General features: G+C 36.7%; 8 protein-coding genes and 2 pseudogenes. 2 read left to right on the top strand and 8 right to left on the bottom strand.

Features of this window, described 5'->3' with window-relative positions:
• The first annotated feature begins 58 nt into the window (after positions 1-58).
• Both pepN and O9A_RS03425 read left to right on the top strand, forming a co-directional pair.
• Positions 59-2,686 (top strand): aminopeptidase N, encoded by a 2,628-nt coding sequence (gene pepN, locus O9A_RS03430; RefSeq protein ID WP_034458807.1) that lies wholly within the window; start codon positions 59-61, stop codon positions 2,684-2,686.
• Positions 2,687-2,918: 232 nt separating this feature from the next.
• Entirely contained in the window at positions 2,919-5,240 is a 2,322-nt protein-coding gene (locus tag O9A_RS03425) for a sensor histidine kinase (RefSeq protein ID WP_034458805.1), read from the top strand.
• Here O9A_RS03425 and O9A_RS03420 read toward each other — a convergent pair.
• The 8 genes and pseudogenes from O9A_RS03420 to O9A_RS03385 form a co-directional block, all read right to left on the bottom strand.
• Positions 5,237-5,761, bottom strand: a complete 525-nt coding sequence (locus O9A_RS03420; protein WP_034458802.1) for a methylated-DNA--[protein]-cysteine S-methyltransferase — start codon at positions 5,759-5,761, stop codon at positions 5,237-5,239. The genes O9A_RS03425 and O9A_RS03420 overlap by 4 nt on opposite strands.
• A 393-nt stretch (positions 5,762-6,154) precedes the next feature.
• On the bottom strand, positions 6,155-6,979 hold the full coding sequence (locus O9A_RS03415; RefSeq protein ID WP_034458800.1) for an outer membrane protein: 825 nt from the start codon (positions 6,977-6,979) through the stop codon (positions 6,155-6,157).
• 1,085 nt (positions 6,980-8,064) lie between these two features.
• Positions 8,065-10,991: pseudogene (locus O9A_RS08550) on the bottom strand (bifunctional [glutamine synthetase] adenylyltransferase/[glutamine synthetase]-adenylyl-L-tyrosine phosphorylase).
• 101 nt (positions 10,992-11,092) lie between these two features.
• Positions 11,093-12,475 (bottom strand): sensor histidine kinase, encoded by a 1,383-nt coding sequence (locus O9A_RS03405; RefSeq protein ID WP_034458798.1) that lies wholly within the window; start codon positions 12,473-12,475, stop codon positions 11,093-11,095.
• Positions 12,472-13,158, bottom strand: a complete 687-nt coding sequence (locus tag O9A_RS03400; RefSeq protein ID WP_034458796.1) for a response regulator transcription factor — start codon at positions 13,156-13,158, stop codon at positions 12,472-12,474. Before O9A_RS03400 ends, O9A_RS03405 begins: the two co-directional genes overlap by 4 nt.
• 80 nt (positions 13,159-13,238) lie before the next feature.
• Entirely contained in the window at positions 13,239-14,750 is a 1,512-nt protein-coding gene (locus O9A_RS03395) for a Do family serine endopeptidase (protein ID WP_034458794.1), read from the bottom strand.
• A gap of 185 nt (positions 14,751-14,935) precedes the next feature.
• Positions 14,936-15,393, bottom strand: a pseudogene (locus O9A_RS03390) (cytochrome c-type biogenesis protein).
• Complete coding sequence (locus O9A_RS03385) at positions 15,390-17,375, bottom strand: heme lyase CcmF/NrfE family subunit (RefSeq protein WP_034458790.1); 1,986 nt, start codon at positions 17,373-17,375, stop codon at positions 15,390-15,392. The pseudogene O9A_RS03390 and the gene O9A_RS03385 overlap by 4 nt, the downstream one beginning before the upstream one ends.
• Positions 17,376-17,377 lie beyond the last annotated feature (2 nt).

Below are 17,377 nucleotides of genomic sequence, written 5' to 3'. Positions count from 1 at the left end.
TCTCAACGCATAAGCTCTCTTTCAATTTGTAACTCTTAAACACTAATAGGAAAAAATTATGCAACAATCATCAGTCCCTATTTATCGTCTGGAAGACTACCAGCAAACTCCTTACGCTATACCTAAAACACAACTGCACTTCCGTTTAGCACCAACAAAAACCTATGTCACAGCAACATTATTTCTTGAACCACGTCATAATACAAAAAAAATAACACCTCTTGTACTTTCCGGTGATGATCTTACATTAATTTCTGTTGCTCTTAATGGCGAGATATTGTCTAGAAATGCTTATAAAGCCTCTCCTTCACGTTTAGAGATTACTACCCCACCAGCTGCTCCTTTTACATTGCAATTTGTCACAGAAGTGAATCCTGAAAGCAACCGCCAACTCATGGGACTTTATCTTTCAAATGGTATTTATTGCACACAATGTGAATCAGAAGGTTTTCGTCGTATTACTTATTTTTATGACCGCCCAGATGTTCTTTCTACCTATACGGTAAAAATTGAAGCGGATTCTCAAAAAATCCCTATTTTGCTTTCCAATGGCAATCTTGTCGAAACAGGAACTCTCGAGAATAATCGCCATTTTTCTCTTTGGGAAGATCCTTATCCCAAGCCATCCTATCTCTTTGCTCTCGTTGGTGGTGATCTTGATAAGCTAGAAGACCATTTTACCACCGTATCGGGTCGACATATCAAACTTGCTATCTATGTGGAAAAAGGCAAGACCCAACGTGCAACCTACGCAATGGATGCCCTCAAACGTTCCATGCGTTGGGATGAACAATGTTTCGGGTGCGAATACGACCTTGATGTTTTCAATATTGTTGCTGTTTCCGATTTTAACATGGGTGCAATGGAAAACAAAGGACTTAACATTTTTAATGATAAATATGTTCTTGTAGATCCTGAAACAGCAACCGATGATGATTATAGAAATGTCGAACGCATCATTGCGCATGAATATTTCCATAATTGGACTGGTAATCGTATTACTTGCCGTGATTGGTTTCAGCTCTGTTTAAAAGAAGGCTTAACTGTTTATCGCGACCAAGAATTTTCCTCAGATCAAAATGTCCGCAGCTTACAGCGAATTAACAATATAAAAACACTGAAAGCTATTCAATTTACTGAAGATTCTGGTCCACTTGCTCATCCTGTGCGCCCCCGTCAATATAGCCAAATCAACAACTTTTACACCGCAACCGTTTATGAAAAAGGTGCAGAAGTTGTTCGCATGATACATACTATTTTAGGCCCTGTCCTCTTCCGTAAAGGGATGGATCTCTATTTCCAACGTCATGATGGGCAAGCTTGTACAATTGAAGATTTTATCGCCTGTTTTGCTGAAGTCTCTGGACGAAATTTTTCACAATTCATGCTGTGGTATGAACAAGCAGGCACGCCTACTGTAGAAATCAACCACCATTATAGCGATGGTGTTCTCACGATTCATGCAAAACAACATATTCTAGCAACACCCCAACAAAATACAAAAAAGCCTATGCTTATCCCTATCGCTTTTGGCCTCTTAGGACATAACGGAGAATCTTTAGCTTATGAATCCGATACAGATATTCAATCAGATGTGATGCTTCTATCCCAAGAAAACCAAACATTCATCTTAAAAGGGCTAAGCGAAAAACCTGTTTTATCGCTACTTAGAGACTTCTCTGCGCCTATCAATCTACAAACTCCATTTAATGAAAGCGAACTAATCTTTCTTGCACAAAATGACAGCAATAAACTCAATCGTTGGCAGTCACTTAACCATTTGATAACACAAGCCCTTATTCAAGCCATTCAGGAGAAAAAGCCCGTAAAAGAGGATATGCCCTCTGCTTTGCTAAAATTGATTAAAAATATCCTTACAGATGAAAACCTTGAACCAGAGTTTCGCGCATTTTGTTTAAGTTTACCGAGCGAAGTTGAACTTGCTCATATAATCGGTAAAAATGTCGATCCAGAGCGTATTCACTATGTGCGAAATCATTTTTTAGCTTCACTCGCACATAGACATAAAGAGCTCTTCACAAAAATTTATAGGCAAATGCAAACCAAAGAACCCTATTCGCCAAACACTGTGCAAGCTGGAAAACGAGCATTGCGGAATATTATACTAGATTATCTTTCCATAGCCGAAGCTGAACCAAATCGTGCTGCTACACAATATGCAACAGCTGATAATATGACTGACCGTATGGCTAGTATAGCTATTTTAGTGCAGCGCTTTCATAAAAGTGAGCAGGCGCAAAATGCTTTGAATGATTTTGAAAGCCGATATCGGCATGATCCTTTAGTTATGGATAAATGGTTCTCGATTCAAGCAATGGTTGCGGGAGCATCAACACTTGATCATGTTCGAAAACTCATGCAGTATCCGCTTTTTTCACAAGATAATCCTAATCGTGTAAGAGCCTTGATTGGTGTCTTTGTCTCTCATAATCTAACGGGATTTAATAGAGTTGATGGTGCGTCCTATCATTTTCTTTGCCAAATCATTTTGGAAATTGACAAGAAAAATCCACAGCTCGCTTCGTGGTTATTAACAAGGATGCGCTCTTGGCGACAATTAGAACCCACTCGACGACAAAAACTTGAAACTGTATTAAAAACAATTGCTGCAGCTCCTCAATTGTCAAGCGACGTGACTGAGATCATCTCTCGTCTCTTGGTTTAAAATAAAAAATATTTATAATCAGTATGTTATAATATTATAAAATACCTGTTTATAGATCATGTGAAAGTCACTTTTCATTTCCATAATCCACACTCAATAAAAGTAAAGTTATTTTTTCTAAAAAAAGACTGGACAGAGGACTCATGTTTTGATTCATTGCACCCTATGGGGTTTATTATGAATATCGAAGCAGTTTTTAAATTACATTATTTCATAATTAAAGGAATGAGAAATGGCTAAATTGGACGCATATAATGCGCCAACGGAGATATACGCTGATTCAAAATCGAGCGCTCAAAGTCATAAAGCGCGGACAAAGCGTATCAATTCGCTTTTTAGCTCGTCCTATCAAAAACTGCTCTTTATTGAACCTTGGTTGCGTCGTTCACTTCCATTTGTCATTTTTGTATTTCTTGTTGTGCTAGCAGGAATTCGTTTTGTCTCAATCTATGATTTGCGCTACACGATTGATAAAAATACGCGTTCTACGATCACTCTCTTAGCTGCTTATATTGCCAATACAATTGATCGTGAGTTACTTGCCACTACTGAGAAAGGAAAAGTCGTTACTCTTTCTAATACTCATTTGCAAAATATCCTTACCAATTTTCATAACGAAGGTCTGATCAAAAATGGCACTGTTATCGCCATAGTCGATCAAAAGGGTAATGTCTTAGCGTCATCCAGTTCTGAAATGATTTTAGGAAAACCTTTACAGGATTTGACCTCTGAGAGCATTGCTTTACGATCTCTCGGAAAACATGCTGGAATCATGAAAATCACAATAGGAAAAGATGCCCCTGCGCTTGCTTCATTTCACCAAACAGAAAATGGACAATATGGTGTTTTTATCAGCGAAAAAACACAACAGACCTATATGGAATGGCGCAAAATTTTCTCGTTAAATATGACACTGTTCATAGGAACAGGCGGCGTTATTTTAGCTCTCCTCTATGCTTATTACAATCAAATCGTACGAGCACGCAAAACAGATTCTATTTCAGAAAAAATTCAAAATCGCATTGATATGGCAATGATGCGTGGACGCTGTGGACTGTGGGATTGGAATATGGCAAGCGGACGTGTTTACTGGTCACGAGCAATGTATGAAATGCTCGGCTATATACCTCAAGATGCACTGCTCTCAATTTCTCAAATTACCGCTATTATCAATCCAAACGATGCTAATTTTTTTGATCTTGCGCAAGAATTAATGAGTGGTAAGAAAAAACATATTGATATTAATATCCCCATGCGTCATGCTGATGGGCATTATGTATGGATGCGCATTCGTGCTGAAGTTACGGATGAAGAAGAACTTCATTTGGTTGGTATCGCCTTCGATATTAGTGAACAGCGTCAACTTGCAGAAGAAACAGCACAAGCTGACCTTCGTATTCGTGATGCAATTGAAAATATTTCAGAATCTTTTGTACTATGGGATTCAGAAGGACGTTTAGTCATGTCCAACAGCAAATTTTGCGAATATGCAGCTATCCCTAAACAGGTTTTACAATCAGGGATCCAACGTGCAACCGTTGAAGCCATGGCCCGCCCTGCAATCAGTGAATATCCTCTCAAAGACGATGGTACTGGTAACTTAACCAGTATTCGCCAAACTGCAGATGGTTGTTGGCTCAAAATTAATGAACGACGTACCCAAGATGGAGGACTTGTTTGCATTGGTACAGATATTTCTGAACTTAAACAACAACAGGAAAAATTTGAAGATAGTGAAAGGCGTCTTTTTTCTTTTATTCAAGAACTCAAACGTGCTCGAGGAAATGCTCAACAACGTGCAACAGAAGTTGAAAAACTTAATAAAAGTCTGAAAGCAGAAAAAGAGCGTGCTGAAAGTGCTAACAAAGCTAAATCAGAATTTTTAGCCAATATATCTCATGAATTGCGTACGCCACTTAATGCCATTCTTGGCTTTTCAGATATCATGTTGCAATCTACCTTTGGTCCTCTTGGTTCACAGCGCTATAAAGAATATATGCATGATATTTATAATTCAGGAAACCATCTTCTCACTCTTATCAATGACATCCTTGATATGTCCAAAATTGAAGCTGGAAGATTTACCCTTGATCGTAAAAATATTGATCTTGAACCCATCATTAGTGAAGCGGTGCGAACACTTACACCACAAGCTCAAGAAAAAAATATTTCTGTTACAACAAATATTGCTCCAGAACTACATGCAGAAGTTGATGGCCGTGCTATGAAACAGATCTTCCTTAATCTCATCTCCAATGCTGTTAAATTCACACCTTCTGGCGGAAATATTAATGTTTGTGCTTTCAAGAAAAAAAATAACCTTGTTTGTCGAATTAAAGATACAGGAGTTGGTATTCCTCAATCAGCAATCAAAAAACTCGGACAACCTTTTGAACAAGTTGAAAATCAACTCACAAAAACCCATACTGGTTCAGGTCTTGGTTTAGCCATTTCGCGCTCCTTGCTAGAACTACACAAAGGGAAACTTGAAATTATCTCTAAAGAAATGAAAGGTACAACTGTAACGATTACAATGCCCATTAAACAAAGTTAAATTTTATCCTTTTGTTCCCGTTGCAGTAAAATCTTTTTTCGCCAGGTACCCCAACGATATCCGGAGATAAAACCGTCTTTGCGTACCACACGATGGCAAGGAATGAGTAATGCTAATTCGTTACGTGCACATGCATTCGCAACTGCACGCAAAGCATTGGGCATACCAATGTGTTGTGCTAACGCTTCATAGGAAATTGTTTCACCACATGGCACTTCACATAATACTGTCCATACTTTCTTCTGAAAGAGTGTACCATTTATATCTAAGGCAAAATCATGTTTCTTCACAAACTTAGGACTTTCTATCATTTCTATAATATGTGCTACTTCTCTCTTAAATGTGCTATCATTATCCACTTTTTGAACATCATTAAAACGTACTATGAATTCCTGTAATAATTGTTCTAGAGTATCTCCCAATGCGATATTACAAATCCCTCTGTGAGATTTTGCCACCAAAAGCCCTCCTATTGAGACGTTTGTTAGACAAAATATTCTCTTTTGGGAAATGTTTAACATTTTAATTTGTTTTATATTTTTAAAAGATTTTGAATAGCCTAAATGAAATAAAGAAAGAGAGTTTTTTCGTGACTCTCTTTATCACACTCTCTACAATATGAGGTAAAATCATTCTGAAATCTGTCTTCTTAGTTATTAATTCAAAATCATACTTTAACTATTTTACGGAATGGAATATAAAGAGAACAATAAAAAGTTTAACTCTCTTTAACCTTGAAGCTTTATAACTCTACATGAAGCCAGATAATCATCACCTTAAAAGCGTATAATTTTAGCATAAAAGAAAATCATACAAAAAGCACTACCATAAAAGAATACTTTATGGCACACACCTGAAAAAAGAAAAGCCCCATTCGAAAATGAGACTTTTTGACAATTTAATCTTACAAAAAATCAAAACTTGTACGCTACACCAACACGAAAATCATTTGTTTTGTAACGCATTTCAATTTTTTCATCTGCGAATTTCTTCTTACCATAATCTGAATAACGATATTCTGCACGCACAATAACATTATCAGTCATTGCAAAATCAACGCCGCCTCCAAGGGTATAACCAATCATCGTCTTTTTTTCATTATGCAAAAAATCAGAAATATCAATGTCTTGCTTTGTTATATCAGCTTCCTTTTCAAAGATATTTTGAAGCTGCGTATAAGCAATACCTCCTGCAACATAAGGCATAATACGATCAACAGTAAAACCAACCTTCACCCGTGTGGCACCAAACCATTTTTGTTTTAAAGTATGAGACACAGTTTGATTTGTCACCCCTGCAGAAGTTTCTTGACTTGTTCCTTCTGAAACTTTTTCTACCTTTTTTTCTGGTGTGACTTCCGGCGTAACCTTTGGCGAAGTAATAGTTTTCGTATTTTTTTTACCAGACCACATTACATCCGTATCAATACCTATAATAAAACCATTATTGATATCAAAATTGGAACCTGCATAAATGCCACCTATAAAACCAGAAAGTTTGGGCACAAATTCCTTTTTAACTGGAGTCCATTTCCCTGTTTTCTCATCTCCTAAATAACTTAAAGCAGTCTTACTTGAAAAACTACCAATTTGGCCACCAAGATAAAAACCTGCCCAGGAAAAAGCAGGAACTGCAACCACAGGCACCGGTTGTTCTGGAACTATAACATCCGCTGCCTGCGCTACAGAAATTGAAATTAAAGAAAAAATAGATGTTGTGATTAAATACTTCGTAGTCATAATTGCTCCCCTAAAAGCTAATGTGACACATAATATGCAGATGGTTTCATATTTTTTTCAAAAAATCTGTAGTAAAAATGACACAGTTATAAAAAAATAATCTTCCAATTGGAAATTCCAAACAAACTTTGACAAATTATGTCATTTTTTAGAATTTATCTTCTTAGAAAGTTCCCTATATTTTAGTCAAGAAAGTTTTATTATTTTCTTTCATGAATCTTTTTTCCATCATTTCCTGAACTATGTAGATAGTGATAATATTCATTTTTTAAAAGAAAATGAAGCCGTTTAACGTAACCGATAAAACTTCTTACCCTATTTGCTCAGTATGATTCTGTTACCGAAATGGTAAACGATAGAGAGCTACAACTTTTTCAATATTTTTTTTAATTTAGGCAATAAAAACGCCAACTCTCATCCTTTTCTGAAAGAGCTCTGTAGCATCCTCAGTGCATGAAAATATCTCCCTTGATATAGTTTTATTAACATGCAATGTGGTTACTATAAATTGAGCAAAAAAAAGATGAACAAATACTATACCTTCCTTAAAAGAAAAAAAGCGTATTTTAATTTTTTGAATAAATGTAATATTTGGAACTTAGTAATTCAGCATAAAAACCATTTCAATCAGCTCAAAAAATTAATTGAAAACAGATTTTTCTCTCTATTCCAGTAAGGCATATAACCAGAAAATATAAAAAATCATGCATTGATCGGCAAAAATAAGTGAGAGTACGAACAATTCATGAAAAATTACAATTTCACTTATAGAGACTAAGAGAGGATGTATTTTTCAAATTCAGAATACAACTAGTGATCTAGTAATCATAAAGTGTTCTTTTATCGAATAAATAAAAAAGTTAATATTCTAGATCAAAAAAAACTTACAAAAAATTTTCAATAGAGACCTAAAAGAAACTATAAACTTCGTATTTTATAAAAAATATTTTTTTGGCAATAGAGCTAATTGTAATATTTTTTTACGATTAATAGCTATCTCTTGTATGTTTTTTTTTACACTCTATCATCGTATTCGATTACATTTCATCCTCATAACCATGTCTAATTTTCTTATAAACACATTTTCAATATTTCATGATTTGTATAAAAATTGAACATACTGATTGCCTTGTTTCCTCTATTAATTTCTCAACACGCAGCAAATCAGGTTCTCCAACGCTGCTTAACAAAAGTTCGCTTAATCCCGATGGCATATCATTGAGATCAAGAGCATCATTTAAACAAAGTCGCATAATTTGGCTCAAATTTGTATAGATGCCATAGGCATGGTGTAAATCAGAAATAAATGATTGATTAAGAAAACTTGTTGGTAATTGGGCCAAAATATCCGCTGTAGTTGCTCTAATTTGAAACGCAATCACATGCGTAATAAGAGAAAATTGAGCAATAAACTCCAGATCCATGATTCCACCAAGCATCGTTTTCAAACCCCATCGATTCTCTGGTGGTTTTTCTTTTTCAATCAACATACGCATTTCACATATTGCTTTTTTTACATCTTTCTTATTACGAGAAAAACCAATAATTGTACAAACTTCATTTTCTAACTTTTGTAAAAAATCAAGATCTCCTGCAATACCTCTTGCCCTTGTCAAAGCAAGATGTTCCCATATCCATGCTTCCTTGCGATAATATTTCCTAAAAAATTCAAAAGAAACAGCAACAAGTCCCTTATTGCCTAACGGACGCAATCTTAAATCAACTGTATAAAGGACTCCTTGACTTGTAAGAGTAGATAAAGCTGCAACAAGACGCTGTGTCAAACGAGTATAATATTGAGAAATATAGAGAGGTTTTTCTCCATCAGATATTTCCGCATCCTCATCATGTTCATAAAGCAAAATAAGATCAACATCCGAACCAGCAGTTAATTCACAACTTCCAAGCTTACCCATGCCCAATATACCCACACGCCCCCCTTTAATATTGCCATGAAGACGAGAAAATTCCTCTTGAACTTGCAGAAAATGTTTTTGCAATCATAAGATCAGCAAGTGCAGTAAACGCAAAACCTGCTTTCTCTCCCGTAATTACACCATTCAAAATTCGAATACCAATCAAGAAACGTTGCTCATCAGCAAAAACCCTTAAGTGATCTAGAATTTCTTCATAAGAAATTACACCTTCAAGAAAATATTCAAGCTGATTTTCTAAATGAGTTTTTGTTGGCAACTCTGAAAAAATAGTTAGATCTAACATTCCATCAAAAACATGGGGTTTACGTGTAATAATTTCTGCAAAACGTGGCGCAGCCCCCATGATAAGCACTAACATATCCAAAAGAGAGGGGTTAGATTGCAAAAGACTAAAAAGCTGAATTCCTGAAGGCAATCCCTGTAAAAAACTATCAAAACGTAACATTGCTTCATCGGCTCTTTTTGTCGCACCAAAAGCTTTCAAAAGTGCTGGGGTCAATTCCGTTAATCTCTCACGCGCTTCAGCAGATTGAGTAGATTTATAACGCCCACAATGAAGTGTGCGCATAATACGACAAATATCACTCGCCCTTTCAAAACCTAAACGGCTTAATGTTATTAATGTCTCTGGGTCATCTTCTTCACCTGTAAAAACTAAATTGCCAATTTCTAAACCAAGTTCTTGCTCGTTTTCAAACAGCGCCGCATAATGTTTTTCAACAACTTGAAGCGTTTTTAATAAATCGCAGATAAAACTGCTCGTCTCTTGATAGCCCATCAAATATGCAACACTAGTAAATTGAGAAAGATCAATTGGGAGAATATGCGTTTGTTCATCAGCAAGCATTTGGATACGAGGTTCTACATTTCGTAAAAAAGCATAACTTGTTACAAGGCTATCTCTCGTTTTCTCACTAATCCAACCAAGCTTGTGAAGTTCTGCTAACATTGCAACTGTCTGACGCCCACGCAATTGAGGAAAACGCCCACCAGCAATGAGTTGTTGTGTCTGGACAAAAAACTCAATCTCACGAATACAACCTCATCCTAACTTTATATTATGGCCATAAGCAGCAATTTGACTATAATTTTTATATGCATGGATTTGACGTTTGATCGAATGAATATCCGCAATAGCAGCATAATCTAAATATTTCCGCCACACATAAAGGAAAAGCTCTTTGAGAAAGTTAAAGCCTGCTCTTTTATCGCTAGCAACTGGGCGTGCCTTAATCATAGCTGCCCGCTCCCAATTTTGTCCACGTCCCTCGTAATAACGTAAAGCAGTCCTTACTGGTAAAGCTAAAGGCGTTGAACCTGGATCTGGCCGAAGCCGAAAATCGAAACGAAAAACATATCCCTCTGTAGTACGTTCTTGAATGATACGGATTAGTCAACGTACTATTTTAGAGAACACATCGATACTCTCAGAAAGATTACCAATATGAGGCGATATCTCTATCAATGAAAACAATAAGATCAATATCAGATGAATAATTAAGTTCTCCTGCCCCCAATTTTCCCATCCCTAAAATGATTAAACCACAGTCTTTTTCTGGATCCTCACGGTTTGAAAAATTTATTTTACCATGATCATGCGCTTCTCTTAAAAGAAAACGGAGCGCCACACCTAATGCGGCTTCTCCCAAACGAGTCAACCAACCGCATGAAATTTCGTAAGTAAAAACACCACTCAAATCAGCTAAAGCAATTAGAACATGAGCTTCCCGTTTCTTGCATCTTAAAGCCGCCATCAATGCAGTTTCATGTGTAGATTCACTCTTATCAATAAGTACAATATCATCTATAATTTCGCTCAATCTTGTTTCTATATCAACATGTAATAAAGGAGTAAGATACGAGGGATTGGCTATTAAAGCCTCACGCAAAAAAGGAGATAAAGTCATAACTGCGCTTATAAAATCAATCTGCTTTCCCTGATTTGAAATAGAGAAAACAAGCGACTCTAAATTTTCTTTCCTGGTTTGTTCTTCAATATCTTTTAGCCATTGAGAACCGCTTTCATCAAGAGGACGTAAAGGGAGAAGCTGTGTTTTTAAAAAAGCATTTTTTATCTGCACTCACTTGAAAAAGGTTTAATTTTTCTTTCTATTGCATTATATTTAAAAAAAAACAGTTGTTACGTGTCAAAACAGAACGATTAAGTACATTGCCTTTAAGGAAATAATAAAACAGCTCTAAGCCCTGGATTAGCATCTTCAAGTAAAAGTTCACCACCATGAAGTTTCATGACAGCTTTTGCTATACTTAAACCAATACCAAAACCAGGCCGTGTTCGGCTTTCTTCAAGACGAAAAAAACGTTCTGTTACTTTGTCACGTTTATTCGCTGCAATTCCCGGACCATTATCGCTAACGACAACTAATAAATGTTCACCACGATATTCCATTGATAAGCAAACTTTCGCTCTCCTTCCACCTTTAGAGGCATATTTAATCGCATTATCGATAAGATTAAAAATTGATTGCGCAACAAGTTCACGATTCAATTTCAACTCTTTATCAAATGTCTCCCCTAATCGAAGCAAAACACCAGACTCTTCAGCAAAAGGTTCGTAGATTTCAACAGCATCTTCAAGGATTAGCTTCATATTCATAGTTTCAAGATGCTCAATTGCATTGCTAGCTTCAATGCGTGAAATCATTAAGATAGCATTAAAAGTACGAATAAGTTGATCTGATTCAGCAATGATACCATAAAGTGCTTGACGATATTCAAAATTTTTCTTTTGCCCAGAAAGTGCCGCTTCAGCGCAATTTCTAAGACGTGTTAGCGGTGTTTTTAGATCATGAGCAATATTATCTGATACTTGACGCAAACCAATATTTAATTCTTCAATGCGGTCTAACATAACATTAAGATTAGCAGACAATCGATCAAACTCATCCCCTACCCCAGAAACAGGTAAACGCCCACTGAAATCACCCTCCATCAAACGCTGTGATGCAGCCGTTACATGATCAATCCTCTGCAATGCACGTCTACCAACAAAAAACCATATAAGTAAAGCCCCTCCAACCATTGCTGCAAGAGCAATCACAACTGCTTTACGAATAACCGCTGCAAAACGTTCTGGTTCATCTAAGTCCCGCCCCACAAGAATTTTCATAGCATTAGGCAAATTAACAATAATTGCCAACGCCCGATGTTCACTTGTTTTGCCATGTTCTCCAAAACGCGAATACAAAAAAGAATTCGAAAGAAAACCATTATGATTCAAAAGCCCAACTTCAATACGTGCAACATTACCTGCTAGAGCGCGTCCCATAGAATCAGTAACAAGATAAAGAAAAGCTCCAGGTTGTCGTGAACGATAATCAATAGTACGTATTAATAAAGGGAGCCCACCATAATTATAAGCGTTTTCGATACGTCTTAACTCTTCACGTAAAGCCTGTTCCGTTTGCTCAGTTAATAATGAAACAGAAAATGCCGTTATATAAATAGAAAGCCCTGTTGCAACTAACCCAAATAGTAGAATATACAGTGCTGAAAGCCTTAGCGCAGTCGTGCGCATCATATTGAGTAGACGATTCATATTTTGTTATCTGGTGCTTTCAGCATGTATCCAGCTCCACGTATAGTATAGAGAAGTGGAACATCAAAATCTTTCTCAATTTTTGCTCTTAAACGAGATATATGAACGTCAATGACATTTGTTTGTGGATCAAAATGGTAATCCCAAACATTTTCTAAAAGCATAGTACGGGTAACAACCTGCCCAGCATATCGCATCAAATATTCAAGTAAACGAAACTCTCGTGGCTGTAATATAATATTTCTATCACCCCGTTTTACTGTATGTGCTAGCCGATCAAGTTCAAGATTGCCTACACAATAAACAGTTTCTGCTTCTTTAGGATTTTTCCGTCGTTGCAACACTTCAACACGAGCAAGAAGTTCAGAAAAGGCATAAGGCTTTGTCAAATAATCATCACCTCCTGCACGCAGTCCCATCACACGATCATTCACTTGTCCTAAAGCTGAAAGGATAAGAGCTGGTGTTTCATTACCTTTAGCACGCAATTCAGCAATAATAGAAAGACCATCACGATGCAAAAGCATCCGATCAACGACCATAACATCATAATTTTCTGTTTCAGCTAAAGCGTATCCAGTTTCACCGTCATACGCAACATCAACCGAATGCCCTGCCTCCCCAAAAGCTTTTTCAAGATAACGCCCCGTCTCATGATCATCCTCGATAACGAGTATCTTCATAAAAGGCATCTCCGTTATTTTATCAAATCACGTTGTAGGACAAAAGTTTACAAAACCTCTGCCCTACCATTAATCAAGTGTTATTTTTTGAAAATAGGAAGAGCGACAAAACGATTTTGATCATTTGTTCGCACTTGTAGAAGTATGGCTTTTCGTCCTAATTTTTGGGCATTTTTGATAGTGCCAGTAATATCAGAGACCTTTTTAACAGATTTATTATTAACTGTCACAATCACATCACCAGGACGTATTCCTTTATCTGCAGCATCGGAATCTGGATCTACATCAGTTACGACCAATCCTACTCCATCATCAGAAGGAGCAACAATCAAACCATAATCTTCCAATGTTTCATCTGAATTACTGTGCTCATTTGAATGTTTTGAGCTGTCCTTCATACTTTCATCTTCAGGCATCGAATCAAGTTTAACTTTCACATTATCTTCCTTACCAGATTTCCATACACCTAAGATCACTGTTTCTCCCGGGCTCATATTTGCAATACGCTTTGCTAGATCGCGAACATCATTAATCTTCTCACCATTCACAGAAATAATAACGTCACCTGCCTTGATACCAGCTTTTGCGGCTGGCCCCTTTAATGGATCCGTAATTAAAGCACCTTTAGCCTCTTTCAAACCAATTGAGTCAGAGATTTCTTTCGTTACAGGCTGAATCTGAACCCCAAGCCAACCACGCTGAACTAAACCTTTTTCGATAAGTTGTTGCACAACCTGTTTCGCTGTTGCTGCTGGAATAGCAAAAGCAATCCCAACATTGCCTCCAGAAGGAGAAAAAATTGCCGTATTCACTCCAACAACCTTTCCGTTAAGATCAAAAGTTGGACCTCCAGAATTTCCTCGATTAACAGCAGCATCAATCTGAATGAAATCATCATAAACACCGGTACCAATATCACGTCCACGTGCCGAAACGATACCTGCTGTCACAGTTCCACCAAGGCCAAATGGATTACCAATAGCAACAACCCAATCACCAACACGAAGCTTTGAATCATCACCAAAATCGACATACGAAAATTTTCTTTTTTCATTTACTTTTAATACTGCAAGATCGGTTCGTGGATCCGTTCCAATGAGTTTTGCACTCAGTTCTGTACCATCATCAAGAACAACAGCGTAACTTGTGCCATCAGAAATCACATGATTATTGGTCACAATATAACCATCAGACGAGATAAAAAAGCCCGATCCAAAAGCTATAGGGCGTAGTCTATACGAACGTTGCAAAGATTTGTTACTAGGCTTATCACGATTATAAAATTCTTGAAAAAACTTTTTCAAAGGATGTTGATCTGGTAATTGGTCAAAGCCCGGAGTACTAAAAAAATCACTAAAAAACCACTCTTTTTTCTTTTTATTGCTCTTCACCTGTACCGAAACAACAGCAGGCTTTACTTGAGAAACAATATCTGCAAATCCCTTCTGTTGTATTAATGAACTAAATACAGAATCTGCATGAGCTTTTGTCGTCCACAAGCTTGATCCACATCCACTAAAAAACAGTGCAGTTTCTAAACCAGCAGAAAAACTTACTGCGACTAATGTTGTGAAGAAAGTTTTTTTAACCATTTGGTATACGCTCCTATTTAATCATATTATATTTCAATTTCGTCCTTTTATAAAATAACAAATCTTACCGTTTTCTGTCTAAATTGTTAAAGTTTTGTAAGGTTTAAGGACACAACAATGCATCACTGATAAAGAAAGCTGATATCAATTTAAATGTACCTTATTTTTTTCCTGTAACATCCGTGTTAGCGAAAGAATATTCTTGACTGCTTTTCTTCATCAACATTTAAAGTAATTACTTTTTCGTTCTTGTACCATTTATTCGGAAAAATATGACTTTTGCACCAATAATGATAATTATCAAAGGCGATAACCACAAAAACCAAGTTGTTTTATTAAATGGTGGTCTCAAGAGGATAAATTCACCATATCGCTCAACAAGAAAATCAATAACCTGCTGATCTCTCTCACCCATTTTCAAACGTTCACGAATTAAAAGCCGTAAATCACGTGCTAATGAAGCATCCGAATCATCAATTGATTGATTTTGGCAAACTGGACAACGCAAATGCGATGAAATATCACGCGCACGCGCTTCAAGAACTGTATCCTTTAAAACTTCATCTGGCTCCACTGCTATTGCTAATGACAAAGAAAAAGCAGTAATTAAAAAAAGCAAAGTGCAAAATAGTTTTTTTTTCATCTCAATGCCTTTTCAGAAAATTTAAAATGAAAGACTCTCCGTTGATGCACCCCAATGCGGAACCAATAACCAAAAAGAGAAAAACATCCGCCCATAGCCATCATCAATGCCCCTAACCAAACACATATTATGTAAGGCTTCCACCATACATGTAAAACGAGCCCTCGTTCATCTATCCGTCCTGGAACAATATAGAGCTGAGATAAACCATGATTTTGAATACCAACTTCCGTTGTTGATGTATTTTGACTTAAATAAAACCGCTTTGATGCTGTTACTTTACCCACCGTATTTTTATTTTCATATATTGTAAAATAAAACTCCATTGCCGAATAATTCGGACCAGTTTCATCGCGCACTTCATTCAAATGAAGAGTTTTATCTGCTATCGTTACCATATCTCCTCTATGCATAATAAGAATACGCTCTTGCCCAAAAGTTGCGACACAGATAATACCAAACAATGTAACACCTAATCCCATATGCGCTATTGCTGCACCAAAAACGGACCATGGTAATCCAATAAATTTCTTAACCCGTGCTAACAAAGCCATCTTGCGATGTCCGCTCTTCGCCCAAAGATCAGCTAAACTGCCTAAGAAAACAAAAACTGAAAGTCCAATTCCTAAAATAGCAAAAATATCACGCAAAGACGCTACATAAAATGTGATAAAACAAACTGTAGCGACTAATGCAAAAACAAACCACAGCCGTTCAAAAACTGCGAGAAAATCATCGTGTTTCCACGCTATCATTGATCCAAATGGAACCAATAATAATAATAACATCATTAAAGGCCCACAGGTAAGGTTAAAAAAATCCGCTCCTACAGAAATTTTTTGCCCTGTTAATACCTCAATAAAATAGGGGTAGAGCGTACCAATCAAAACTGTTGCTGTTATTGTTGTGAGTAACAAATTATTTAAAACAATAAAACCTTCACGCGAAATTGGCTGAAAAAATCTTCCCGGTGTCAAAACAGGTACACGCAAAGCAAAAAGAAGCAAAGCCCCTCCTGTGAATAACAATAAAATTGCGAGAATTGCTTGCCCTTGTGCTGGATCAATAGCAAAACTATGAACTGACATTAAAAGACCAGAACGAACAAGAAAAGTTCCCATAAGAGAAAGGGAAAAAGTAAGAATGCACAAAAATAAAGTCCAACTTTTCAATATTCCCCGTTTTTCAAGAACAAGAGCGGAATGTAAAAGAGCCGTTCCTGAAAGCCAGGGCATAAACGCAACATTTTCCACTGGATCCCAAAACCAATAACCACCCCATCCTAACTCATAATAAGCCCAATAAGACCCAACCATAATACCTAATGTCAAAAAACACCAAGCAAGTAGAAGCCAAGGACGAACCCAACGCGCCCAAAGTCCATCGACATATCCCATAATCAATGCAGCTACTGCAAAAGAAAAACAAAGTGAAAAACCAACATAACCTAAATAAAGAAGTGGTGGATGTATTGCTAACGCGATATCCTGTAAAAGAGGATTAAGATCTTTTCCTTGCAAGGCGGGTGGATTAATACGTAAAAATGGATTGGACATAAAAAGAATAAATAAAAGAAAAGCGCTTGTCATCCAGCTTTGGCACATTAAAATTAGTACTTTAAACTGTTCTGGCAAATGCTGGCTAAATAACGCCACCAATGTACTAAAAAAAGCGAGACTTAAAACCCATAAAAACATAGATCCTTCGTGATTTCCCCAAACACCAGTAATTTTATACAGTATTGGCTTTTCTGAATGAGAGTTCTCAACCACATTCAAAACAGAAAAATCAGAAACAATATGGGCATGAATAATAATCAAAAAAGATAAGAATAATAATGTAAAAGTAATATATGTTAGGGGAACGACTGTTTGCATTAACGAACGCTCTCCCCACAAAAAAACTAAAGCGGGTAAAAAAGCCCCTAATAAACTCACTGCAAAGGCAGCAGATAAAAAAAGATGTCCTAGCTCGACAAGCACAA

This window comes from Bartonella koehlerae C-29 (assembly GCF_000706625.1).
Classification (GTDB): domain Bacteria; phylum Pseudomonadota; class Alphaproteobacteria; order Rhizobiales; family Rhizobiaceae; genus Bartonella; species Bartonella koehlerae.
Note: the sequence above shows the minus strand (reverse complement) of the source record. Positions and strands in the feature narration are given on the sequence as shown.

What these genes read in the sequence shown, in the direction of transcription:
- pepN (WP_034458807.1), top strand. Translation starts at nt 59, where the DNA reads ATGCAACAATCATCAGTCCCTATTTATCGTCTGGAAGACTACCAGCAA.
- O9A_RS03425 (WP_034458805.1), top strand. Translation starts at nt 2,919, where the DNA reads ATGGCTAAATTGGACGCATATAATGCGCCAACGGAGATATACGCTGAT.
- O9A_RS03420 (WP_034458802.1), bottom strand. Translation starts at nt 5,761, where the DNA reads ATGTTAAACATTTCCCAAAAGAGAATATTTTGTCTAACAAACGTCTCA.
- O9A_RS03415 (WP_034458800.1), bottom strand. Translation starts at nt 6,979, where the DNA reads ATGACTACGAAGTATTTAATCACAACATCTATTTTTTCTTTAATTTCA.
- O9A_RS03405 (WP_034458798.1), bottom strand. Translation starts at nt 12,475, where the DNA reads ATGAATCGTCTACTCAATATGATGCGCACGACTGCGCTAAGGCTTTCA.
- O9A_RS03400 (WP_034458796.1), bottom strand. Translation starts at nt 13,158, where the DNA reads ATGAAGATACTCGTTATCGAGGATGATCATGAGACGGGGCGTTATCTT.
- O9A_RS03395 (WP_034458794.1), bottom strand. Translation starts at nt 14,750, where the DNA reads ATGGTTAAAAAAACTTTCTTCACAACATTAGTCGCAGTAAGTTTTTCT.